Source organism: Polyangium jinanense (assembly GCF_028435265.1).
In the GTDB taxonomy this organism is placed as follows: Bacteria; Myxococcota_A; Polyangia; order Polyangiales; family Polyangiaceae; genus Polyangium; species Polyangium jinanense.
The window spans coordinates 371040-394270 of the sequence record NZ_JAGTJK010000001.1 but is presented as its reverse complement, the minus strand read 5'-3'; the positions used below and the strand labels follow the sequence as shown (position 1 = coordinate 394270).

The following is a 23231-nucleotide window of genomic DNA, read 5'->3' as shown; positions in this document are numbered from 1 at the left end:
CCCCCCTCTCTGTGCTCCCCCCCTCCCTCCTGTGCCGTGGGGGCGGCCGCCCCCCCCCCCCCCCCCCCCCCCCCCCAAACCCCCAGTCGATGTGGCCGCGAATAGGAGGACAAGGTGGCAATCGAGCTTCCGGCAGTTCGCATCCTGATCGTGGACGATGACCGAGCCATCTGCGACTACATGCAGACGCTGCTCGAACGGGATGGATACCAGGTGAAGACCCTGGTCGATCCATCAGCCGTGGAGGAGGAGGTCCGCACAGGCGGGTATCACCTCATCATCCTCGATCTGATGATGCCCAAGCTCGACGGCATCGAGGTGCTCAAGCGCATCCGCAAGGTCGACACCGACATCGCGGTCGTCATCTTCACGGGCTTCCCGAACCTGGAGAGCGCCGTGCAATCGATGAAGCTCGACGCCGTCGACTACATCAAGAAGCCCTTCAACGTGGACGAGTTCCGCGAGGTGCTCGCCCGCGTGATGCGCAAGAAGGGCCTGGCGCGCACACCCGAAGAGCAGCTGCACCGCGTCATCGGCGACACGATCCGAAACCTCCGCAAGGAGAAGGACCTGACGCTGAAGCAGATGGCTCGCCGCACAGGGCTCAGCGTGTCGCTGCTCTCGCAGATCGAGCGCGCCGAGTCGAGCGCGTCGATCTCGTCGCTCTACAAGATCGCGGTCGCCCTGGAGTCCCGCATCCAGGACCTCTTCGGGCAGTACTGACAGACTCCCTCACCCCCAACCCCCTCTCCCTGGCGGGAGAGGGGGCGAAAAGCCGCGTTCTCCGAGGAGAAGAGGCTAGGGCGAGGAACCTTTGATGATCGCGCGGTCGAGCCGCGCTAGGTCCACGCCGGCGATGCGGTCGATCGCAACGCCGCGCTTGTCGTACACGACGACGTACGGGAGTTGGGGCACGTTCGCGAGGTAGCGCTTCGCGAGCGGCGTGTCCCAGTCCCCCACGTCGAGGCGCCGGTACGCCACGTCCGTGCGCGCGCCGAGCACCTTCGCCATGTGCTCGTCCACCTGGCGGCACGGGCCGCACCACTCCGCAGAGAAGTCGACGACCGTGACCTTGCCCGACGCGAGATGCGGCGCGAGGTCCGGTACGTCGCTTCCGTCCTCCACGACCATGCGCACGTCCGCGCCTTCGGGGAACGGTACATGTTCGAGGTAGCGGCCCTTGCCCGCACCGAGGATCGCCTCGAACCCGTCCTCGGCGGCAAGCGTGCGGACCGCCGTGAACACGTCGACGTTCGGCGCAGCCACGACTTGCACCTCGGCCTTGCGGCGATCGAAGCGAGCGTCGTAGACGCCCGGGCGCTCGCGCAAGTCCCGGGCGATCCCGTCGCCGCAGTCGCTGCAATCGAGCTTGTCGAGCGAGACGATCACGGTGCGCGCATCCTTCGGATAGGAGCGCGCGCCGCCGCACGCCGTGAGCAGGACGAACGCAGACAGCGTGAACAGGTGCTTCACCGAAATGCGCATCGCGAGGCGCACACGATGCCGCCCCGGTCGCACGAGAGCAAGGCGCGCGCGCAGGCCTGAATCCACGGGGCAAGGCATGCTCGCTCGGTGTACGCTCTCGCGCGTGAGCCAGAGCCAGATCCTGACCCGGACCCTCGCCGCCGATCACGTCACGCCTGTCCGCGCATACAACGCGCTCCGGGCGCAATCCGTCGGTCGCTCGTCGTTCCTGCTCGAATCCGTGCTGCCTGGAGAGCGCTGGGGGCGTTACTCGATCCTCGGCTACCGCGCGCGCACCGAGCACGCCTACCCGCCGGGCGCAAACGCGCTCGAGCTGCTCGCCAGTGACGCCTCCGAGCTCGAGAACGCCGAGGGCCTCGCCGCGCGCTTCTCGCAAGCGCTCGTCGGCTTCCTCGTCTACGACGCGGCCAACGTGGCGAACGGCATCAAGCCGTGGCCGAACGAGGGCATGAGCGGAAGGCTCATGCGCGACTGCACGGTGGTCGTGTTCGACAACCTCCAGCAGACGCTCACGATCGCAGGGCGCTCGAAGGGCGCGATCGATCGGTGCGCCTGGGAGATGACGCACGGGCCGGAGCTCGATCCGCTGCCGTCGCCGGATCCGACGCTGGAGGCGCTGTTCACCGAGCCGAACATCGACGACGACACGTACGCGGCGAAGGTCGCGAAGGCGAAGCAGTACATCGAGGCGGGCGATTGCCTGCAGATCGTTTTGGCTCGAACGTTCCGCGCGCCGATGCGGAACGCGGACGCGTTCGACGTGTACCGCGCGCTGCGCGTGCTCTCGCCCTCGCCTTACCTGTTCTTCCTGGACTTCGCGGAGACGCCGTTCGCCGAGGGGATGGCGATCGCGGGTGCGTCGCCCGAGACGATGGTGCGTGTGTCCGGCGGAAAGGTGACGCTCCGGCCGATCGCGGGGACGCGCAAGCGCGGGGCGACGCAGGAGGAGGACGAGGCGCTCGAACGCGAGCTCGTGGCCGATCCGAAGGAGCGCGCCGAGCACGTGATGCTCGTCGATCTGGCGCGCAACGACGTGGGGCGCGTGTCCGCGCCAGGGTCGGTGTCCGTGACGAGCGAGATGCGCGTGCAGCGTTTCTCGCACGTGATGCACCTCGTGAGCGAGGTGGAAGGGGCGCTCGCGGAGGACAAGTCGCCGATCGACGCGGTGCGCTCGGCGATGCCCGCGGGGACGCTCTCGGGCGCGCCGAAGGTGCGGGCGATGCAGATCATCCGCCAGCTCGAACCAGGTCCGCGCGGCGTGTACGGCGGCGCGATCGGGTACGTGCTGCCGGATGGAACGGTCGATTTCGCCATCCCGATCCGCACGGTGATCGCGCGCGGGGCAGACTTCGAGGTGACGGCGGGCGCAGGGATCGTGGCGGACAGCGATCCGCTGCGCGAGGCCGAGGAGACGCGCATCAAGGCGCGCGCGGCGCTGGCGGCGATCCGGAGCGCCCAGGACGCGGTCGAGCGGCGCGAGGCGGAGGCCGCGGCGCTGCAGAAGCGGCGTGAGGAGGCGGAGCGGAAGAAGGCCGAGGCCGCCGCAGCGGAGGCAGCAGCCAAGGCGAACGAGGACGGTGGAGGGGGCTCGGGCGAGCCGGGCGCGATGAACTGAGGGCTCTCTCGATCAGGGCGAGAGCTTGGCGAGGAAAGCGTCGCCGCTAGTGAGGTACGCGCTCAGCGGCCCGCCGCCGAAGTCGATCGAGCCGCCGTAGAGCACGCCCGCGAGGATGGTGTTCCCGGCGGTGTCGACGGCGAGGCCGCCGAGCCGCTGCTCGCCGCTGTCGCCGAAATGCCCGGCCGAGAGCGTCGCGCCCGAAGGATCGAGCTTCGCGGCGAAGACGTCGTACGTCGTCGTGGAGGAGCCGGGGACGTAGCCGAGGCCGAGATCGACGCTGCCCTGGTAGCTGCCGGCGACGCTGATGTTGCCGGCGGCGTCCACGTCGAGCTGCACCTGCTCCTGATGATTCGGGCCACCGAGGCGCTTGGTCCAGACGTGGTTGCCCGTCGGGCCGAGCTTGACGACGAACCCGTCGGAATTGTCGATGCCGTTGAGCGTCGGCCCGCCGAAGTTCGCGCGGTAAACGAAGTGGCCGCCGAGGAGGAGGTCGCCGCTCGGATCGACGCGGAGCGAGGACAACGTCTGGTCGTACGGGCCGCCGAGGCTCTTCGCCCATACCGTGCTCCCCGAAGGGTCGATCTCCGCGAGGAGGATCTCAGCGCCCGAGCCAGGGAACGCGCCCGTGCCCACGTCGGCGGAGCTACTGTAAACGAAGCCGAGGATGACATTGCCCGAGGCATCGACGTCGATCACCGGGAGCATTTGCGATTTCGTCGCGACGTACCGTTTGCCCCAGACGAGGTTGCCCGCCGCGTCGAACTTCCCGAGGACGACGTCACTATCGGCGCCGGTGAGCGCGCCCGCGCCGAAGTCGAAGGGCAGCTCGCTGTGGCTCGCGTAATAGACGTTGCCCGTCGCGTCCACGGCGACGCTGCCGCCGTGCGAGCCCCCCGTGAAGGGTCGCGCCCATAACGTATTGCCGGCGGGGTCGAGCTTCACGACGAAGGAGCCGAGTCCCGTGACCGTCATGGGTCCGGTGCCGAAATCACAGGTGCCGCTGAAGATGCCGGCGGCGAACACGTTGCCCGCCGCGTCTGTCGCGAGGGAGTAGACGCCTCCGCCACTGGCGCCGCCGACGTTCGGGCAGAGGGGCTTCATCCAGGCGTGAGAGCCGGACGCGTCATATTTGACCACGGCCATCCCGCCCGTGATGGGGATCGGGCCGCTGCCGAAATCGACGCTGCCGCTCGCGCCGAGGGCGACGAAGATGTTGTTCGAGGCGTCGGTCGCCACGGCACTGTAGTTCTGCCCTCCTGCGCCGAGGAGCCCGCGGCTCCAGACGTGCGTGCCGCCGGGGCAGCCGCCGAAGCCGTCGCAATCCTCGTCCTCGGGGGTGTTGCAATCCTCGGGCTGCGGCGCCTGATCGGGCACGCATTCGAGCTCGGCGTAGTAGCCGCAGGTGAGCGTGCCGGCGGCGCAAATGCCGGGCTGGCCGGTGTCACAGGCGAGGCCGTACGACGGATCGTCCTCGTCGACCTCGCCGTCGTAATCGTTGTCGAGGCCGTCGCAGACCTCGTCCCCAGGCGGCCCGAGGACCGCGGGCGGCGGGCCCGGGACCAGGGAATTCGTCTGCGGGCTAGGATCGCCGGGCTCCGCGCCGCAACCGGCGAAGCCCCAAGCAGTGACGAGCATGAGAACAGGAATGGAAGCGGTGAAATGGAAGCGCATTCGGACCTCCCTGCGGGTACGCCATCGACAATTCCGTCGATAGCCGATTCGCAGAAGAGCCGAGCCTACACCGGTCGAGGCCGGTCGGCAGTATCTTTTGGAAATGCCGGAGATGAAATCAGATGCGGGGCGCGCCCACGCCGAAGGCCAAGCGCACGTTCGGGCGCGTCAGATAAAAGACGACCACGGCCGCTATCACGATGGCGATCCACGCCGGCCAGGCGGCCGGCGCCGCCGCGACCGACACGATTGCAAAGAGGCCGTTCACGGCCTGGATTCCGAGCGTCACCACCCACGCCCAGGCGCGCAGCGTGATGAGGCCCCACGCGACGGCGAACATGGCAATTCCGACGGCCACGTCGAGCGCGATCGCCCAGGGCGGCAGCTCCGCGCCCGTGACGGCTGGGACGCTGGAGAGCACGGTGAGCACGCCGCTGAGCGCCATCAGCACGGCCACCACGGTGACGCCCGCAGGCCTCGTCTTCAGTTCATTCATGAAGACGGGCCGATGCAAGAGGCGCGCGACGCGTGATTCCGCTCCCGGTCCGCGCGGCTAGGACTGGTATTCGCGGAGGACGGTCAAATCGCGGGAGACCATGCGAAATGCCGCGCGCTCGGCCTCGGCGCGGATCTTCTCCTCGTCGAGCGTCAGGATCGTCCCGTTCGCGTAGAGGAGGTTTCCCGCGACGAACACGTGGCTCACGTCGCTGCCCTTCGCGGCGTGCACGAGGTTCGCGACGAGGTCGTGACGCGGCACGAGGTGGGGTTTGTCGAAATCGAAGAGCACGAGATCGGCCGGCCGCCCGGCTTCGAGCACGCCCGCCTTGGAAAAACCCATCGCGCGTGCGCCGGCCTGCGTGGCGATGCGGAGCGAGGCGTCGCCGGCGATCACCTCGGCGTCGCGGCGCGCAAGCTTCTGGAGCAGCGGCAGGAAGCGGACGGCTTCCTTCATGTCCATGTCGTTGTTCGACGCTGGCCCGTCGGTCCCGAGCGCGACGTTGACGCCCGCGCGGAGCAGCCGCGGCACGTCGCCCGGGCCCATCGCGAGCTTCATGTACGTGATCGGGCAATACGCCACGGTCGTCCCGTGCCGCGCGAGGATCGCCACGTCGTCGTCGCTCAGGTAGAGCGCGTGCGCCGCGATCGTCGGTACGTCGAGTACGCCCGTCTCTTCGAGCAGCCGCGCGGGCGTCACGCCGTGCGCGGCGAGCGAGCGGCTCACCTGCTCTTCGCTCTCGGCGATGTGAATGTGCAGGCCGAGGCCCTTCTCCTTCGCGAGCGCCGCGATCTCGCGCAGGAACGCGGGTGGACAGACGTAGGGCGAATGCGGCCCGAGCATCGCGCGGATACGCCCGTCCGCTTTGCCGTTCCATCGCTCCGCGAACGCGAGCGCGCCTTCGAGATCCGCGCCGACCTCCTTGTCCGCGCCGAGCCCGAACTGGCACCACGTGAGCGAGGCGCGCATCCCCGACGCTTCCACGACCTCGGCGACGTGGTCCATGTAGAAGTAGTGATCATTGAAGGCGACCGTGCCCGAGCGGATCATCTCGCACGCGGCCAAGAGCGCGCCGGCGCGCACTTCCTCGGGGCCGAGCGCGGATTCGGCGACCCAGACGCGCTCGTTGAACCAGCGATCGAGCGGCAGGTCCTCCGCGTAGCCGCGCACGAGCGACATCGACGCGTGGCAGTGGGCGTTAAAAAATCCAGGGACGGCGACGTGGTTCGTGCCGTCGATCGTCGTGTCGGGCACGAATTCGACGGGCGCCTCTCCGACGGCCACGATATGTGCGCCGTCGATGGCGAGGGCGCCGCCCCGGATCACCGTGCCTTTTTCGTCGAGGGTCACGATGTCCACGTCCTTGATCAGCGTCTTCACGGCTCTTCCTCCGGGCTCCGGGCGCTAGCGCCGTGGCGCATCCTACAACGAACATTCGTGATCCCAAAGCGCGAGGGACGATGCTAGTCTCGACGGCGCTTCGAGGACTTTGGGGGTCATCCCCGGGAGAGCTGGGCCATGGCTTTGACCGACCTCATCACCATTTCGTCGAGCGTGCTGCCGGACACGACGCGCGTGATCGCATTCCGCGGCGTCGAGGCGATCTCCCGGACGTACGAGTTCGAGATTTTCCTGTCGCTCGAAGGGGAAGAGGGCGACGGGCTGGATCTCGGCGACGCGATCGGCGCGAAGGCGCAGCTCGTGATCGACCGGGCGGACGATAACCTCCCTCCATTCGTGTTCGCCGGGATCCTGGCGAGCGTCGAGCTCCTGCACGCGGTCGAGGGCCGATCGCTCGTCCGCGCGGTGCTCGTCCCGCGGCTATGGCTGCTCGGGCTCTCGAAGCACAGCCGCATCTTCACGAAAAAGAAGCTGCCCGAGGTGATCGAGTCGATCCTCGAGGAAAACAGCCTCTCCGGCGACGATTACGAGCTCCGCCTCGGCTCCTACGAGACGGAGGAGCACATCTGCCAGTACCGGGAGAGCGACCTCGATTTCATCTCGCGCTGGATGGAGCGCGAAGGCATCTATTATTACTTCATCCACGGCGAGGAGGGCGAGAAGCTCATCATCAGCGACGGCTCCTCGTACGAGGAGGACATCCTCGGCAAACCCGTGCGGTATTACCCGCAGACCGGGCAGGATCGGAGCGCGGGGGCCTCGTTCCGCGCGTTCACGAGCCGCCACCGCACGCTGCCGTCGATGGTCAAGCTCAAGGATTACGATTACGCCCGGCCAAACCTCACCATCACCGGATCGGCGCAGGTCTCGTCGAACGGCGCGGGCGAGGTGAGCCTCTACGGCGAGCGGTTCTTCTCGGCCGCCGCGGGCGAGCGATTGGCCAAGCTCCGGGCCGAGGAGATGCTCGCGCGCGAGGTCGTCTACCAGGCGCGCGGCACGCGCTCGCACCTGCGCGCCGGGCACGTCTTCGAGATCGAGGAGCACCCGCGCGCGGCGCTCAATGCCCGTTACCTCGCGGTCGAGGTGCGCCACCACGGCAACCAGGCCGCGGGTGCGTCGGCGTTCAAGCAGCTTCTCGATCTGGACCACGACGAGGTGTATTTCGTCGAGGTCGAGGCGACCCCGGAGGGCACGCAGTTCCGGCCGGAGTCGCGCACGCAATGGCCGCGGATCTACGGCTACGAGAATGGCACCGTGGACGGGCCGGCCGACAGCGAGTACGCGCAGATCGACGACCATGGCCGGTACTCGGTCAAGTTCAAGTTCGACGAGACGAACCTGAAGGACGGCAAGGCGAGCACGTTCGTGCGCATGATGCAGCCGCACGGCGGCGGCATCGAGGGCTTCCATTTCCCGCTGCGCAAGGGCACCGAGGTCGTCTTCAGCTTCCTCGGCGGCGATCCGGACCGGCCCGTGATTTCGGGCGTCGTGCCGAACGCGCTCACGCCGAGCCCGGTCACGAGCGGCAACCACACGAAAAACGTGATCCAGACGGGCGGGCGCAATCGCCTCGAGCTCGAGGACAAGAACGGCCAGCAGCGGGTCACGCTCTCGACGCCGTACTCGAACTCCTACGTGCGCATGGGCTCACCGAACGAGGACCACGAGCTCATCGTGCGCACCGACGACAATACGCTCCTGCACGCCGGCAAGAACTATGACCAGAAGGTGGGCGAGAACAACGGCGGGACCTGGACGGTCACGGTCGCGAACGACTGGAAGTCGTACATCAAGGGCGGCATGTCGCTCGGCGTGGGGACGTTCTACGGCGGGCCCAAGGCCGGCTGCATCGGGATCGCGGCGCACGATAGCATCGGGATCGAGGCGAACACGGGCAGCTATACACTCACCGTGAAGAAGGGGCCCTGGACGACGAAGGTGCCGGAAAACTCGATGACCACGACCACGAAGGGCGATTACACGGTCACGGTCACCGCGAACAACACCAAGATCGACACGCAGAACGGCAAGACCGACATCCTGAGCAAGGGCAACATCAAGATCGAGTCTGCGAGCGGCGACATCACGATCGATGCGAAAACCGGAAAGATGACGATCAATGCCAAGAGCGGCATCGACATCACGTCCGAGGGCGACATCAGCGTGAAGGGCGCGCAGAAGTGGTATCAGTACACGGCCGGTGACTGGATCAAGTTCAACTCGAGCTCGGGCATCTCGCTCACGATGGGCATCACGAGCGACACGAAGATCGGCATCGCCAACGAGAACTTCATCGGCGGCAAGGTCTCGACCACGGTCGGCGGGTTCGCCGAGTTCAATGCGGCGTACAAGTTCTCCGTGACGGCCGCGGTCGCAATGGAATTCAAGTTCGGCGCGTCGCTCTGCATCAACGCCGCCGCCGAGGTGACGGCGAAGGCCACGCGCGTCAATGGCGTGGCCGCCGCCATCGAGAACATGCCCACGTGGATGGGCACGAGCGCCGTACGCTTCAGCCTCTCGGGCGTGCATACGCTCATGTGAAAGCGGCGTCCCGCCCTCTCCTCCCATCATGCGCGTCATCAAACCCCTCCGTCTTTCGGTCGTGCAGCGCATGCTCATGGTGCGGCGCGAAAACCGCCTGAGCATTGGCCTGCTCGTATATTTCCCGTTCGAAGCGCCCGATCGGCCGCTGCCCGAAATCGCGATGTGGCAGAAGGTCGTGAAGGAGATCGGCAAGGACGCCGCGCTCGACGAGGGTTTGCCCAAGCCGCGCGGCGAGGTCCTCGTCCACGGCAAGGCCCATGCGCCGGGTGGGCAGCCGCGGACCGCGTTCCAGGCGCGCCTCTCCATGGGCGACATCGACAAATCGATCGTCGTCGTGGGCCGGCGAAAATGGACGCTCGGCGGGCCCACGCCGCCCGAGCCGATCACGGAGATGCCCGTCACGTACGAAAAGGCGTTCGGAGGCGCCAGCTACGCGCAGAACCCGATCGGAATGGGCGCCGCCCCCGTGGAGGAGAACGGGGCCAAGGTGCATTGGCTCCCGCACCTCGAGGACCCGAAACGCCTGCTCAAGCACCCGGACGACCGGCCCCCGCCGGCCTGCTTCGGGCCGATCGACATCACCTGGCCCCAGCGCGCGAAGAAAGCTGGCACGTACGGCACGAAATGGCTGGAGACGGACTTCCCTGGCCTCGCGAGCGACATCGATCCGGAGATGTTCCAGACCGCGCCCGAGGATCAGAGGCTCGTCGGGTATTTCAAGGGCGGCGAGGAGATCACGATCGAGAACATGCACCCGACGAAGCCACGCCAATCGACGCGCGTGCCCCGGCTGCGGGTCCGGTGCTTCGCCTCGATGAAGCGGGCCGAGAGTGATTCTCCGCTCCTCGAGGTGCCGACGCGCCTCGAAACGGTGCTCCTGTTCCCGAACCTCGAGCGTGGCGTCGCGCTGTACCGCTGCGTGCTCCAGACCGTCGAGGACGACGCCGCCGACGTGGCGAGCTTGGTCGCGGCGATCGAAAAGCCCGAGGCGCCGAAGTCGCTCGACCATTACGAGGCCGCGCTCCGCAACCGGCTCGACAAGGAAAAAGGTCATCTCTACGGCCTGCGCGACAAGGACCTCATGCCCGAGCCCGACCCCGACGCGCCCGCGCTCCCGGACGAGGTCGTGAGCGACATGGACGAGCTCGTGAAGCGCGAGGACATGCTCCAGAAGCGAGGACACGCGCGGGCCGAGCGGGAGCTCGAAAAGGCGCGGCTCGCCATGCGCGTCGCCGGGCAGGACCCGGACGCGGCGCTGCCGAAAGCGATCCCGCCGCCGGAGAAACCGCCGAAGATCGAGGACCTGCCCGATTACGTCGAGAAGCTCCAAGCCGAATCGAAGAGGGTCCAGGAAGAGGCCGAGGCGAAGCGCAAAGACGCAATGGCGGAGGCCCGGGCCCAATGTGAAAAGCAGGGGGTCGATTTCGACGCGCTGCTCGAAAAGGCGAAGCGCGAGGGCGGCGGCCCGCCCGCGTTCCGCGCGGAGCTCGAAATCCAGCGCCTCCGGGACCTCGCCGACATCGCGCGGAACGGCGGCACGCCGATGGAGGAGCTCGAAGCGAAGATCGAGGATCCGGCCTTCCGCAAGAGCCTCGAAAAGATCGAGGAGATGCAGCTTTTCGCGTATCGCGGCTTCGCGCACCACTTCCCGCCGGCGCCCGATCGGTCGCCGGAGGATCAGGCGCGGCTCCGCGCCGAGGTGGAGGCCGCGATTGCCGCGAAGAAGCCGCTCGTCGGCTGCGATCTGACCGGCGCGGATCTACACGGGCTCTCGCTCGCCGGGGCGAACCTGCGCGAGGCGCTGCTCGAACGCGCCGATCTTTCGGGCTGTGATCTTTCGGGCTCGGATCTCTCGGGCGCGGTGCTCACGCGGGCGACGCTCGCGGACGTGAAGTTCGCCGGCGCGAAGCTCGTCGGGACGAACCTCGGCGAAGTGCTCGCCGAGGGGACGAGTTTTTCCGGGGCGAACCTGGAGAAGGCCGTGTTCTACAAGGCGCGGCTCTCGTCGGCGAAGCTCGCGGGCGTCACGCTCCGCGGCGCCGACATGATGGAGGCCGTGCTCGAAGGGGCCGACCTCTCGGGCGTCGAGGCGGCGGAGGTGCTGTTCTTCAAGGCAAACCTCAAGGGCGCGCGGTTCGAGCGGGCGAAGCTCGGCAAAGCGACGTTCTTCCAGTGCTCCTGCGACGGGATCGATTTCAGCCGGGCAAACCTCGACGCGACGAGCTTCGTGGAGCTCTCGGCCGAGCGCGCTTCCTTTCGGGAGGCCGCCGCGCAGAACCTCCGGCTCGTCTCGGCGACGTCCTTGCCCGGCGCAGATTTCACGGGCGCCGACCTCCGGCTCGCGAACCTGCGCGAGGTCGATTTCAAGGGGGCGATCTTCGACGGCGCGCTCTGCGAAAACGCGGACTTCGGAGAGTCGAACCTGAAAGGCGCGCGCCTGCGCGGGCTGCGCGCTCGGGGCGCTCGTTTCATCCGCGCGGACCTCACGGACGCGGATTTCACGGGCTCGAATCTCATGGAGGCGCTGCTCCTTCACGCGAAGCTTCCCGGCGCGAAGTTCGAACAGACAAACCTCTTCCGCGCGACGCTGATGAACGCGAAGGGCGACGACCGCACGAGCTTCGCGGGCTCCTACGTGCGGCAGACGCTGTTCACGCCGAGGCAAGGCTCATGACGAACGAAGAGGTCCTCGCGAACGTCGAGAACGCCGAGCCGATCACGGGAGTGGATCTCGCCGGGATCGATCTTTCGGGCCGCGATCTTTCGGGCGCGGTGTTCGAGAAGGTCAGCCTCCGCGGCGCCAAGCTCGCGGGCGCCAAGCTCTCCGAATCGCTCTTCAGCGAATGTGATCTGTCGAGCGCCGATCTCTCGGGCGTGCAAGCGCGGCACACGACGTTCAGCAAGTGCACCTTCCTGCTCGCGAACCTCGTGGACGCGAATCTCGTGGGCGCGAGCCTCGTCGACGTCGACGTGTCCGGCGCGCGGCTCGATCGGGCAAACCTGACGATCGCGGCCCTCATCAAGCCACGGGCCGACGAGACGAGCTTCCGCGACGCGACGCTCGATCGCTCTGCGCTCGTCGATTTCGTCGGCGCGCGCGCGGTCTTCGAGGGCGCGCTGCTCAAGCAGACGGGGCTCATCAAGGCCGACCTTCGGACGGCGATCTTGCGCGGCGCGAAGCTCGAGAACGCGCTGCTCATCGGCTCGAACCTGGAGGGGCAAGACCTGTCGAAGATGAGCCTCGTCCTGACGCAATTCACGGACGCGGACGTCTCGCGCTGCGATTTCCGCGGGGCGAACCTGACGCAGGCGATCTTCAAGGGCGCGAACCTAAGGGGCGCGAAGCTCGACGGCGCCACCGCGGAGCGCGCGCTGTTCGTCCAGGCAGACCTGTCGGCCGCGAGCCTCGCCAAGGCCGTCCTGCGGCAGTCGATCTTCCTCGAAGCGACGCTCGCGGCGACGGATCTGCACGAGGCCGACCTCTTCCAGGCCATCTTCAAGAGCGCGAAGTGCCCCCAGGCGAGTTTCCGCGGCGCGGAGCTCACGTATGCCGACTTCTCGTACGCCCGCCTGGAGGAGGCCGATTTCTCGAAGGCGCAGCTCTTCCGCGCCCGATTCCATCAAACGGAGGAGCGCGGCGCATTGTTCACGAACCGGGCGCTCGCGCTCGGCGACGACGAGGAGCTCCGCGCGGCCGAGCGCTGGAAGCCCAAGGCATGATAGGCTGATCAAAGGAGACGACGATGCGAGACAACTTGGCCAGGCAGCGGGTCCAATCGTTCGCGACGCAGGAGGTCGGCACCATCGTCGCGCTCCTCGGCCGCACGTTCCGCGTGCGGTGCGGGTCCGGCGAGCACGAGGCGCGGCGCGCGGTGAGCTGCCTCGTCGCGCCGGCGCTCGGCGACCGCGTGCTCGTCGCGCTCCACGACGAGGGTTGCCACGTGCTCGCGATCCTGGACCGCGACGCCGAGGCGCCGACGCGGCTCGTCGCAGACGGTGACCTCGAGCTCAGCGCGCCCGAAGGCACGGTGACGGTGACGGCCGGGGAGGGCGTGCGCGTCGTTTCGCCGGGAGAAACCGCTATCGCGTCGGGCACGGTGCGCATCGCCGCGTCGGACGCGTCTCTCGCGGTGGGCGCGCTGCATTACGTGGGCGAGCAGATCGCGGCGCAGGTCGACCGCGTGAAGACGGTGTCACGCGAGCTCGAAAGCGTGGCGGATCGCTGGGTGCAACGGCTCGGAAACGCGTACCGGTTCATCACGGAGTCGGAGCAGGTGCGCGCCCATTACCTCGAATATTCGGCGACCGCGGCCGTGAACGTGAAGGCCAAGACGACGATCGTCTCGGGCGGCGAGCTCGCCAAGATCGACGGCTCGCAGGTCCACATCGGTTAGAGTGGCGAGGAAGTCGCGCATGCTGGTTCTCGTCGCGCTCGTCCCGATCACCATCCTGCTCGTCGCGGGTATCGTCGTGTATCGCCTCGTCCGAGGGGAGCACCAGGCCGCGGAGATGGGCGCGGAGCAGCGGGCGGAGCTCGGCGCGCGCATGGCGCTTGGAATCGGCGCGCGCGCCGCCGTCGTGAAGAGCCAGACGATCGTGGCCATGCCGGGCCGCGGCGCGGCGGCAATTCAGGTGCACCTCGACGTGGAGGCGCCCTCCGGCGAGAGGTACCCGGCGAGCGCGAAATGGGAGGTCGATCTCATCTCGCTTTCGCGCCTGCAACCTGGGCAAATCGTGGGCATCAAGATCGATCCGGACGACAGGACGAGGGTGTATCCGGGCGAGTCGTGGGCCCGAATTTACGCAGACGGTCGATGACGGCGCGTCGCCGCGCGGCGCTGGAGGAGGACGACGATGTTCGCGAATTCGCAGATGATGGGCATGTCGCTCGGCTTCCCCGACGTATGCCTCACGCCGACGCCCGCGCCGGTGCCCATTCCGTATCCAAACATCTCGGCGCAGCCGATGGGCGTGCCCGCGGCGTACAACATTCTCTTCATGGGCACGCCGGCCCACAACATGGCGACGTCGGTGCCGCTCACGAACGGCGATAACCCCGGCGTCGCGCTGGGCGTCGCGTCGGGGATCGTCATGGGGCCGTCGCGGCACCTGACGGCGGCATTCCGGGTGCTCGCCGGCGGAATCCCGGCGACACGAATGACGAGCATGACGCTCACGAACTCCACCAATTGCCCTGGTGTCTCGATCGTGCCGAGCCAGGTGAAGGTCCTCTTGCTCGGCCCGTGAAAGAGCAAAACAAGAATCGCCTCGCGACCATCACGGGTCGATACGCCTCGCGGCAACGCGAGAAGGCTGCGCTCGACCGTCGCGCCTTCGACGAGGCCTTCGTCGAGGTGCGCGAGAAGGTCCTCCGGCCCGTATTCGAGGACATCGCGGACGAGCTGCGAGGCGCAGGGCACACGGCGGTCGTCGCTATCGACGGTGCGACGGAGACGCCGAGTATCGAGCTCGTGCTCGGGATCGGCGGGAATACGACGAAGGACGCGCACGATCGTGTCGCCTTCGTGGTCATCACGCGCAGGCCGGCGCCCGAGGTGCTCGCGTATCTCGTGGTGCGGCCACCGGCGCTCGACCTCGTGCGATTCGCGTCGCCCTCGGACATCACGGCGGAACAGGTGGAGCAAATCCTGGTCGACGCCGTCGAGCACATCTTCGCGTGCCATTCGGTTTGAAAGCGGATCCGCCATGCTGAAACGGAATGCCACCATCGCCGTCGTCGCCCCCGCAGGGATCCCGCAGCTCGCCGGCGTCGCGGCCGGCGTACGGCTCGTCAAGAGCTGGGGCTACGAGGTCGTTCTCGCGCCGAATCTGGAAAAGCAACACCATTTCACCGCAGGCACGGCCGAGGTGCGGACGCAGGATCTCCTCTGGGCGCTTTCGGCCGAGGGGATCGACGCGGTGTGGCTCGCGCGAGGCGGCTACGGGTGCATGCATTGCCTGCCGAGCCTGCCGAGCGAAGGGCTCGACGGGAGGCCGGTGCTCGGATGCTCGGACGCGACGGCGCTGTTCGCGGCGCTCGTGAAGTCACGCGGGGGCAAACTCGTGCACGGGCCGATGCTGGAGACGATCGCGACGAAGGTGGACGACGCGACACGCGAGCGAATCCGGGCAATGCTGGCCGGCGAGGAGGTCGCGGCCATTCCAGCGCAGCACTTCGCAGGGCCGAAGGAAGAGGTGCACGGGCGGGTCGTCGGGGGAAACCTGTGCGTGCTTTCGAGCCTGGCAGGCACGCCATGGGCGCTCGACGCGCGGGGGGCGATCGTGGTGCTGGAAGAGGTGACGGAGGTGCCCTATCGGGTCGATCGGCTGATCATGCAGCTGCGCCTGAGCGGGGCGCTCGACGGAGCGGTGGGGATCGCGCTCGGCGATTTCGTGAAATGCGACCCGCCGGAGGGCGCGCGCTACGAGCTCACGGACGTGCTGCGCGAGGCGCTCGAGCCGCTGGGGCTGCCCGTATGGTCGCGGCTGACCCTCGGCCATGACAAACGCAATCTGGCGTTCTGCATCGGCGAGGAAGGGTCGCTCGGGCCGGGCGGGCTGTCGCAAGCGCGATCGGTCTGAGGACCGACGAAACATCCGAGCGCCAAAAAGCAAAGGGGCCGACCCATTTCGAGTCGACCCCTTGCTTTCCGCTTTGCGGACTTGGTTGCGCGGGCAGGATTTGAACCTACGACCTTCGGGTTATGAGCCCGACGAGCTACCAGGCTGCTCCACCGCGCGTCAATTTGTCACTTCTACAAAAACAACCGAGCGTGGAGGACAGCGACTACGGCTGGCCCCACGCTCCGCTGGTTGCGCGGGTAGGATTTGAACCTACGACCTTCGGGTTATGAGCCCGACGAGCTACCAGGCTGCTCCACCGCGCGTCATGTTCGCCAAACGAAGCGGCGACGACGGGTCGGAACCTACTCCTGTCCGTGCAGGAGTCAAGCCCCTCGTGACCGTTCGATCACGCTTCCCGCGGGAAGGCCGTTTTTCCCAGGTCTCCGTCAGGCATTGAGCAGCCACGCCGGCACGAGCGCACTCGGCTTGGACGTCGAGATCACCCAGAGCTGATGCGCCGCGCGCGTCGCCCCGATGTGCAGGAGGTGCCGCGACTCGTCGTCCGCCGGGTAGGTCGATGCGTTCACGTCGACCAGCACGACGTAGTCGTACTCGAGGCCCTTCACCTGCCGGATCTCGGTGACGTCCACGCCCGGCCGGAAGAGGAAGTCGAACGCGCGCACGCGGCGGAGGCTCGGAATCTCCGCCATTTTCAGCGCCTCGTAGTACGCGTCCGCCTGCTCGGGGTGGCGCGCGAGGATCGCCAGCGTGGCGCGCGGCTCGCGCGTGAAGAGCGGGCGGATCGAGTCCGCGAGGAACGCGACGGCCGCGCCCTGGCTCGGGAAATGGTGGTGCTCGACGGGCGCGCCCGTGCGCGGCGCGACGGGCGGCGTGGGATCGGCGAGCGGGCCGAGGATGTCACGCGCGACCGCGAGGACTTCACGCGTCGAGCGATACGCGATGCGCAGAGGCTCGATGTTGACCGAGGAGAGACCGAGGTCTTCGAGGACGCGGCTCCAGTCGCGGAAGCCCGAGTCCATGAAGAGGCGCTGCGCGGTGTCGCCCGCGAGCGTCACGGACTTCTGCTTGGAGACGACGCCGAGCAGGACCGCGAGATCCACGGGCGCGAGGTCCTGCGCTTCGTCGACGAAGAGGTGCTCGACGACGTAGGGCTGTTTGCCCTTCTTGAGGTCGCCCTTGATGACCTGGTAGGCGCGGAGCAGGAGCGCGTCGTCCTCGGGATCGAGCAGCGCGCGCTCGTCCTCCTCGATGGGCTTGTCGTCGGCGCCGAGGCGCTCCTCTTCGGGATCCTCGTCCACGGGCTCGTCCGCGAGCGCCGCTTTGCGCTCGGCGCGATCGCCGGGATCACGATCGAGGACCGCGGGGCAACGCTCGGCGCACCAGCGCCACGCCTGGCGAACCTTGTCGAGGCTGAACTCGGGATCGTTTGCAGAGGCGAACGCCTTCTCGATGCTGTCCTTGTCCGTGAGCAGATCGGCCCAGAACCAGAGGATGCCGCGCGAGTCCTTGCGGGTCGTGGGATCCTCGGCGTACGCCCTCGCGCGCTCTTCGAGCAGGCGCAGGAGCGCCGGGTGCGTCTTGTACCGCGTGACCGCGCTCGGGGTGTTCTCCTCGACCGGGACGTCGAGCCACGGGTAGGCGCGCAAGCGCACGGCGCGGGCCCACTCGGCGAAGGTCTCGACCTGGACCTGGCCGATGCCGAGCGCAGGCAAGACCTCGCTGATGTACGCCCTTAGCGCGGGGCTCCCGACGATGACGAGCATCTTGTCGCCGGAGAAGCGAGCGCGGTTGTTGAACGCGAGGAAGGCCATGCGGTGGACGCCGATGGTGGTCTTGCCGCTGCCCGCTCCGCCCTGGATGACCACGATGCCGGAATCGGGCCGCGAGATGAGCTCGAACTGGCGCGGGTCGAGGAGCGCGGCGATCTCGGGCAGGTGCCGATCCTCCTTCGCCGCGAAGCTCGCGCCGGTGCCGAGCGCGCCGCGCATGTCCTCGGGGCGAACGGCTTTGCCCTGCCCGCCCGCGAGCACGACGGCGCGGCTGTCGAGCCGGCGATAGCCGTTCTCGACCCGCACGAAGACGCCCTGCGGCGCGGCGATGCGATAGAGCTCGCCGTCCTCGATGGTGACGGTGCGCCGGGCGAGGACCTTGCCCTCGACCTCGCGGTCGCCGAAGGTCTCCTCGTACTCGGCGCCTTCCTCGTAGCGGTAATAAAGCTGGCTCACGGGCGCATGGCGCCAGTCGACGATGCGTACGCCGGCCTTGGCGTCGACGTGCGTGGTGCGGCCGATGAGGACGTCGCGGTCCTGTTTGCCGCGCTCGCGGAGACGGAGGTGACCGAAGTAGGGCGAGCGCGGGTCGACGGGCTCGGTGACGACCTCGGCGCGACGCGCGGCGACGCCCGCGATGCGCTCCATCTGCTGCACGAGCGCAGGGACGTCTTCGAGGCGGCTCGCCGCGATCTGATCGCGCAGCGAGATCATCTGCGACTCGTAGTCCTCCGTGGGCGGCGGGCGCGAGGGCTTCACCGTCGCGAGGTGCTCACGGACGCGATCGAGCAGCGCTTGCTCTTCGCGAACGATCGTGAGCTCGTCCGCGCCGTTCGTCTGCGGCGTGCTTTGGGGGTTGCCCGAGCTCGACTCGGGACGAAGCGGCTGCGCGGTCGTCTGCTTGGCGGTCACGGTGGATTACGTAGCGCGCGGAGCGGGGTTGGGAGGGACAGGGCCCCTCGATTTCCATTTCCATCCGCTGTCCGGAAGACCGGTGGACGGACGGCAGAGCTCGCGGATGTTCCGGAAAAAGGGCTTCGGCCGCGAGGCGACCGCGCGTTTTGACCCATCCTCCCGGGCCGCGCAAGGGTTTGTCGAGGGAGAGCCTCACGCTCGGACGGACCGGTTCGGCCGTCCGGGCAGGAGGTGACCGTGGGGCGAGAGGGATGGGGCGGGACGCGTCAGGTGCGCGCTTCGGCGGGCGCCGGGCTCGACTCGGAGACCGAGGACATCGTCGGCCTGCGCGCGTTCTCTTTCGTGCGGACGTCGCGCACCTCGACGTGGATGCCGCGCATCGCCGCGGAGATCTGGAAGTCCTCGATCACCTCGAGGATGTCCTGATCGATGAACTCGGCGCGGGTGCCGTCGATGATGACCGACGAGCCGTCGGGGATGCGCTTGAGGACGCCGATGAACGTCGCCTTGTTGAGGAAGGAGACGTCCTTCTTGAAGGTGATCACGCGCTTCTTGCCCTCCTTCGCGATCGTGAACGCCGCGCGCATGTGGCTGCGCAGGACGAAGCCGACGCCGACGACGATGCCCGCGAGGATGCCGCGCAGAAGGTCGGTGAGGAGGATGGCGGAGATGGTGAAGACGAACGGGATGAACTGATCCCAGCCGAGCTTGTACATCTTCTTGAAGAGCTCGGGCTTGGCCAGCTTGTAGCCGGTCATCAGCAGGATCGACGCGAGGCACGCGAGCGGGATCATGTTGAGGAACCGGCCGATGAAGAGGACGGCGAGCAGCAGGAAGAGGCCGTGGAAGGCCGTCGCGGCCCGCGTCCGTCCGCCGGCGTTGATGTTCGCGCTGGAGCGGACGATCACGCTCGTCACGGGCAAACCACCGAGCAGGCCGCTCGCCGCGTTGCCGATGCCCTGCGCGACGAGCTCGCGGTCGAGCGGGGTGTTGCGCTTCCACGGATCGAGTTTGTCCACGGCCTCGATGCTGAGCAGCGTCTCGAGGCTCGCGACGATGCCGATCGTGAGCGCGACGATGTAGACCTGCGGGTTCGAGAGCGCGGCGAAGGTCGGCGTGCGGAGCTGCCCGAGCGCGCCGCCCACGCCGTCGTAGGCGGGCAACGTGACGAGGTGCGTCTGCTCGAGCGCGATGGGCAAGCTCGCCTTGCGGAAGAGGAGGTTGAGCCCGGTGCCGACGAGGACGACGACGAGCGCGCCCGGGAGCCACGAGAGCTTGCGCAGCCGCTCGGTCTTCTCCCAGAGGACGAGGATGCCCATGGAGACCGCGCTGATGACGAGCGCGCCACGCTCGAGACGGCCGAAGGCGTGGAGGATCATGGTGAACGTGTTCTCCTCCTCGGAGACCACGAACTGCTCGGAGCCCTCCTGATCGAGGTCGTACCCGACGGCGTGCGGGAACTGCTTGAGGATCAGGATGAGGCCAATCGCGGCGAGCATCCCTTTGATGACGGACGAAGGGATGAGGTAGACGGCCGTGCCGAGGCGCGCGACGCCGAGGATCACTTGCAGGACACCGCCGAGGACGACGGCGACGAGGAAGTTCTCGAAGGTGCCAAGCTTGTCGATGCCCGCGAGGACGATGGCCGTGAGGCCCGCGGCCGGCCCGCACACGCTGAGCGACGAGCGGCTCATGAGCGGGATCAAGAGCCCGCCGATCACACCCGCCGTGAGACCCGCAAAAAGCGGGGCATTCGACGCGAGCGCGACGCCGAGGCACAGCGGCAGCGCCACGAGGAACACGACGAGGCCCGCGGGCAAGTCGTATTTGAGGTTCGCGAGCGGGCTGAGGTTCGGCCGAGTCACACCGGCGCCGCTCGTCTTCGCGTTGGCCATCGCTTCCTTGCTCCGTATCCGGCTTGTTTTCCCCACCGCCGAAGGACCGGTAGGGGAGTAGCGTGCGCGGCAAACCCCGGCAAACGCCGAGGTCCGACGCGCGCAAATTCATCCGAACTCGAAGGATCGCACAAACGCGGCGCAAGAGCGAATCGCAGGCGGTTCCGTGTTCCAAAGTACGCAGTCTGCCCGGGGTCCACGGCGGTCTTGAGACCGAGGCGCACTGGGCTTATGGGTTTTCATGCATGGAACGCTCCTTTTCGAATGACGCGCTTCCCCTCCACGACCTGATTTTGCGCTCCTTCCGGCAACGGGATGCGCTCTTCCACCTGGTGCTCGCGACGTATCGCGTGGAGCTCACCGGCGTGCTCAGTCGCGCCGCGAAGACCGGGTTCGAGCTCGGAGACGCAAACACGGTGATCGATCTGGCCGATCAGATCGCGTCGGCCGCGCGCGCCGTGGATCTCACGGCGATTCGCAAGGACGCGCTGTCGCTGCGGACCTTCGCGTCCGCTGCCCAGGACGGCGGCGAACAGGAGGAAGGCAAGGTGCTCCTCGCAGGGCTCCGGTTGATCGATCGGATCCTCGACGAGGCCAAAGAGCGCGCGAAGGCGGCCGAGCCGTCCACGCCGCTGGTCTTGAACTAGCCGGGCGCGAGGGCTCGCCGTGTCACCCCGGTGCGCACGCGTTCCCCTAGCCCCCTGGCGCGGTCCGTGCTGCACCGCGCGCCGCGGACGTCCGTGCCGGCGTGATACGCCGAGGGGCGGCACCTCCGCGCGCACCCCATGAGCACCTGCGCCGTCTCCATGCCCGAAGCCCGCTCCGCACGTAGCCCGCAAAGGCGCGCCGTCGCGAGCGCACCGATGCGCGTGTCGTTCGCCGGAGGCGGCACCGACCTGCCGCCCTTCATCGAGGGCCTTCCCGGGCGTGTCGTGGGCAGCGCGATCGGCCTGCGCGTGCGTGCGCTCGTGGAGCCGTTCGATCGAGGCTGGGTGCGGCTCGAGGTGCCCGTGGCGGACGAGACGACCACGCGGCGAAGCCACGAGCCGCCGTCGAGCGAGCTCGCGTTCCGACTGCTCGAAGCCGCGCTCGCGCACACGGGCGTGACGGACGGCGTAAAACTCCGGATCGACACCGACGTCGCGCCGGGCGCAGGGCTCGGGGGGAGCGCGTCGACGGCAGTGGCCACGCTGTCGGCATTGCGGTGGAGCGTGGGTGAGGTGACGGCCGAGGAGGAGCTCGCACGCGAGGCGACGACGATGGAGCGCGAAGGGCTGTCGATCGTGTGCGGCGCGCAGGACGCGATCTTCGCCGCGTGCGGCGGTCTGCTCGACCTCGCATTCGGCGAGGCGGGGTGCACGCGGATCGAGCGGATCACGCCGGAACAAGCGCTCGCGGCGGAGCTCGAAGCAGGGCTTTTGCTGGTCGACACGCACGTGCGACGCGTGTCGGGCGCGGTGCTCGAGCAGGTCGACGCGGCGGCGGCGCTCGCGAACGTGGCGGAGCTCGTGGAGTCCGCGACGGAGGTGGCCGCGGCGCTGCGCGAGGGATCCCTCGCGCGTGCGCTCGCGGGGATGCGAAGGACCGCGATGGCCAAGGTGCGGCGCGCGCCGGAGGCGAGCGCGCTCGCGACGGAGCTTGGTGACAAGCTCGCGGGGCTCGGCGTGGAGGTGATCCGCGCGTGTGGCGCGGGCGGAGGCGGGCACGTGCTCGTGTGGGCGCCCGAGGCGCGTCACGCGGAGATTTTGCGCGCGCTCGGCCCTGCCACCGTGCGAAGGCCTGCGCTCTCCGCGCCTGGCGTGCGGATCGAGCCTGCCTAGGGGATCAGCACGACGCGGCCGAAGACGGCGCGCGCTTCGAGCAGTGAGTGCGCTTCGGCGGCGTAGCGGAGCGGGAGCTTGCGATCGATCACGACGCGCAGCGCGCCCGAGGCCGCGAGGCCGAGCACGTGTTCGAGGTCCTGCCGCGTGCAGGAGGCCGACCCAGCGATCGTATGACTCCAAAGGATCAAAGCGCCAAGCTTGATCGAGACTTTGGCCTGATCGATGTTGCCGACGACGACCATGCGTCCGCCGCGGCGGAGCGACTTCAACGCGGAGCTGAAGGTGGCGCTGCCGGTCAGCTCGAGCGCGACATCGACGGGGCCGCCGAGGCGCGCTTTGACGTCGTCTTCGAACTTGCCGTCGGGGCTCACGACGACCTCGTGCGCGCCGAGATCGGCGAGGGCGGCGGCCTTCGAGGGGCTGCCGGTCACGGCGACGACGCGGGCGCCGAGGTGCCGCGCAACCTGGATCGCCGCGGTGCCGACGCCGCCGCTCGCGCCCGTGATGACCACGGTCTCGCCCGCGGCGAGCCGCGCGCGGGCAGCAAGCGCCTGGTAGGCGACACCCGCGGTGCACATGAGCGTCGAGGCGTCCTCGAACGGGACGGACGCGGGGACCTTTACGAGGGCGCGGTGGTGCGCGACGACGAGCTCGGCGTAACCGCCGTCGACGGTGTGGCCGAAGCTCTGATAGGCGCGCTCGCAGAGAAGCTCCTCGCCGCCCACGCAACGCGGGCATTCGCCGCAGCTCGGCCGATGCAGGTTGGCCACACGATCGCCCGGGGCAACCCCGGCGCGCGCAGCCTCCTCACCCACGGATTCGACCTCGCCGGCGAACTCGTGGCCGAGGATCGTGGGCAGCTTCATCAGCGGGAAGCCACCACGCCGATCGATGAGATCACGGCCGCAGACAGCCGAGGCGCGGACGCGGACGAGGACCTCGTCGGCCGCGGGGACGGGGTCGGGCGTGTTCGGCGACGGGACGAGTTTGTCCGGTCCGCCGGTCTCACGAAGGACGACGGCGCGCATT

General features: G+C 68.3%; 19 protein-coding genes and 2 tRNA genes. 12 read left to right on the top strand and 9 right to left on the bottom strand.

What is annotated here, in order from left to right; translation table 11 throughout:
• Positions 1-114 precede the first annotated feature (114 nt).
• Complete coding sequence (locus KEG38_RS01690; protein WP_136930390.1) at positions 115-723, top strand: response regulator; 609 nt, start codon at positions 115-117, stop codon at positions 721-723.
• Positions 724-798: 75 nt separating this feature from the next.
• Here the strand turns inward: KEG38_RS01690 and KEG38_RS01685 are convergent, their stop codons facing one another.
• Positions 799-1551: a thioredoxin family protein gene (locus KEG38_RS01685; protein ID WP_272417189.1), complete on the bottom strand. Its 753-nt coding sequence runs from the start codon at positions 1549-1551 to the stop codon at positions 799-801.
• A gap of 10 nt (positions 1552-1561) precedes the next feature.
• On the opposite strand from KEG38_RS01685, the gene KEG38_RS01680 reads away from it, so the two are divergent.
• Positions 1562-3100 carry an anthranilate synthase component I family protein gene (locus KEG38_RS01680; RefSeq protein WP_272417188.1) on the top strand — a complete coding sequence of 513 codons (1539 nt, stop codon included), beginning with the start codon at positions 1562-1564 and terminating at the stop codon, positions 3098-3100.
• Positions 3101-3112: 12 nt separating this feature from the next.
• Here KEG38_RS01680 and KEG38_RS01675 read toward each other — a convergent pair whose 3' ends face one another.
• The 3 genes from KEG38_RS01675 to KEG38_RS01665 form a co-directional block, all read right to left on the bottom strand.
• Complete coding sequence (locus KEG38_RS01675) at positions 3113-4738, bottom strand: NHL repeat-containing protein (protein WP_272417187.1); 1626 nt, start codon at positions 4736-4738, stop codon at positions 3113-3115.
• Between the two features lie 154 nt (positions 4739-4892).
• Positions 4893-5270 carry a hypothetical protein gene (locus KEG38_RS01670; RefSeq protein ID WP_272417186.1) on the bottom strand — a complete coding sequence of 126 codons (378 nt, stop codon included), beginning with the start codon at positions 5268-5270 and terminating at the stop codon, positions 4893-4895.
• A 57-nt stretch (positions 5271-5327) separates the two neighbouring features.
• On the bottom strand, positions 5328-6650 hold the full coding sequence (locus KEG38_RS01665; RefSeq protein ID WP_272417185.1) for an amidohydrolase: 1323 nt from the start codon (positions 6648-6650) through the stop codon (positions 5328-5330).
• Between the two features lie 138 nt (positions 6651-6788).
• Here KEG38_RS01665 and KEG38_RS01660 point away from each other — a divergent pair, with 138 nt between their 5' ends.
• Genes KEG38_RS01660 through KEG38_RS01625 form a run of 8 tightly spaced genes read left to right on the top strand, consistent with a single transcriptional unit; the run spans position 6789 to position 15797 of the window.
• On the top strand, positions 6789-9212 hold the full coding sequence (locus KEG38_RS01660; RefSeq protein ID WP_272417184.1) for a type VI secretion system Vgr family protein: 2424 nt from the start codon (positions 6789-6791) through the stop codon (positions 9210-9212).
• 28 nt (positions 9213-9240) lie between these two features.
• Positions 9241-11889, top strand: coding sequence for a DUF2169 domain-containing protein (locus KEG38_RS01655; protein ID WP_272417183.1), 2649 nt, complete (start codon positions 9241-9243; stop codon positions 11887-11889).
• The gene (locus KEG38_RS01650) at positions 11886-12935 is read left to right on the top strand and encodes a pentapeptide repeat-containing protein (protein WP_272417182.1); all 1050 of its coding nucleotides are present in this window, start codon (positions 11886-11888) and stop codon (positions 12933-12935) included. Before KEG38_RS01655 ends, KEG38_RS01650 begins: the two co-directional genes overlap by 4 nt.
• Positions 12936-12958: 23 nt before the next feature.
• Entirely contained in the window at positions 12959-13609 is a 651-nt protein-coding gene (locus KEG38_RS01645; RefSeq protein ID WP_272417181.1) for a DUF3540 domain-containing protein, read from the top strand.
• Between the two features lie 19 nt (positions 13610-13628).
• Positions 13629-14033: a hypothetical protein gene (locus KEG38_RS01640; protein WP_272417180.1), complete on the top strand. Its 405-nt coding sequence runs from the start codon at positions 13629-13631 to the stop codon at positions 14031-14033.
• 36 nt (positions 14034-14069) lie between these two features.
• On the top strand, positions 14070-14462 hold the full coding sequence (locus KEG38_RS01635) for a DUF4150 domain-containing protein (protein WP_272417179.1): 393 nt from the start codon (positions 14070-14072) through the stop codon (positions 14460-14462).
• On the top strand, positions 14459-14908 hold the full coding sequence (locus KEG38_RS01630) for a hypothetical protein (RefSeq protein WP_272417178.1): 450 nt from the start codon (positions 14459-14461) through the stop codon (positions 14906-14908). The genes KEG38_RS01635 and KEG38_RS01630 overlap by 4 nt, the downstream gene beginning before the upstream one ends.
• Before the next feature lie 13 nt (positions 14909-14921).
• Positions 14922-15797, top strand: a complete 876-nt coding sequence (locus KEG38_RS01625) for a S66 peptidase family protein (RefSeq protein WP_272417177.1) — start codon at positions 14922-14924, stop codon at positions 15795-15797.
• Positions 15798-15879: 82 nt separating this feature from the next.
• Here the strand turns inward: KEG38_RS01625 and KEG38_RS01620 are convergent.
• The 4 genes from KEG38_RS01620 to KEG38_RS01605 form a co-directional block, all read right to left on the bottom strand.
• A tRNA-Met gene (locus KEG38_RS01620) sits at positions 15880-15956 on the bottom strand.
• Between the two features lie 69 nt (positions 15957-16025).
• A tRNA-Met gene (locus KEG38_RS01615) sits at positions 16026-16102 on the bottom strand.
• 123 nt (positions 16103-16225) lie between these two features.
• Entirely contained in the window at positions 16226-18481 is a 2256-nt protein-coding gene (locus KEG38_RS01610; RefSeq protein WP_272417176.1) for an ATP-binding domain-containing protein, read from the bottom strand.
• A gap of 269 nt (positions 18482-18750) precedes the next feature.
• Positions 18751-20379 carry a SulP family inorganic anion transporter gene (locus tag KEG38_RS01605; protein ID WP_272417175.1) on the bottom strand — a complete coding sequence of 543 codons (1629 nt, stop codon included), beginning with the start codon at positions 20377-20379 and terminating at the stop codon, positions 18751-18753.
• A 245-nt stretch (positions 20380-20624) separates the two neighbouring features.
• Here KEG38_RS01605 and KEG38_RS01600 point away from each other — a divergent pair, with 245 nt between their 5' ends.
• Complete coding sequence (locus KEG38_RS01600) at positions 20625-21026, top strand: hypothetical protein (protein ID WP_272417174.1); 402 nt, start codon at positions 20625-20627, stop codon at positions 21024-21026.
• Positions 21027-21242: 216 nt separating this feature from the next.
• Entirely contained in the window at positions 21243-22199 is a 957-nt protein-coding gene (locus tag KEG38_RS01595; protein WP_272417173.1) for a GHMP family kinase ATP-binding protein, read from the top strand.
• Here the strand turns inward: KEG38_RS01595 and KEG38_RS01590 are convergent.
• Complete coding sequence (locus KEG38_RS01590; protein ID WP_272417172.1) at positions 22196-23230, bottom strand: zinc-binding dehydrogenase; 1035 nt, start codon at positions 23228-23230, stop codon at positions 22196-22198. The genes KEG38_RS01595 and KEG38_RS01590 overlap by 4 nt on opposite strands.
• Position 23231: the final 1 nt, after the last annotated feature.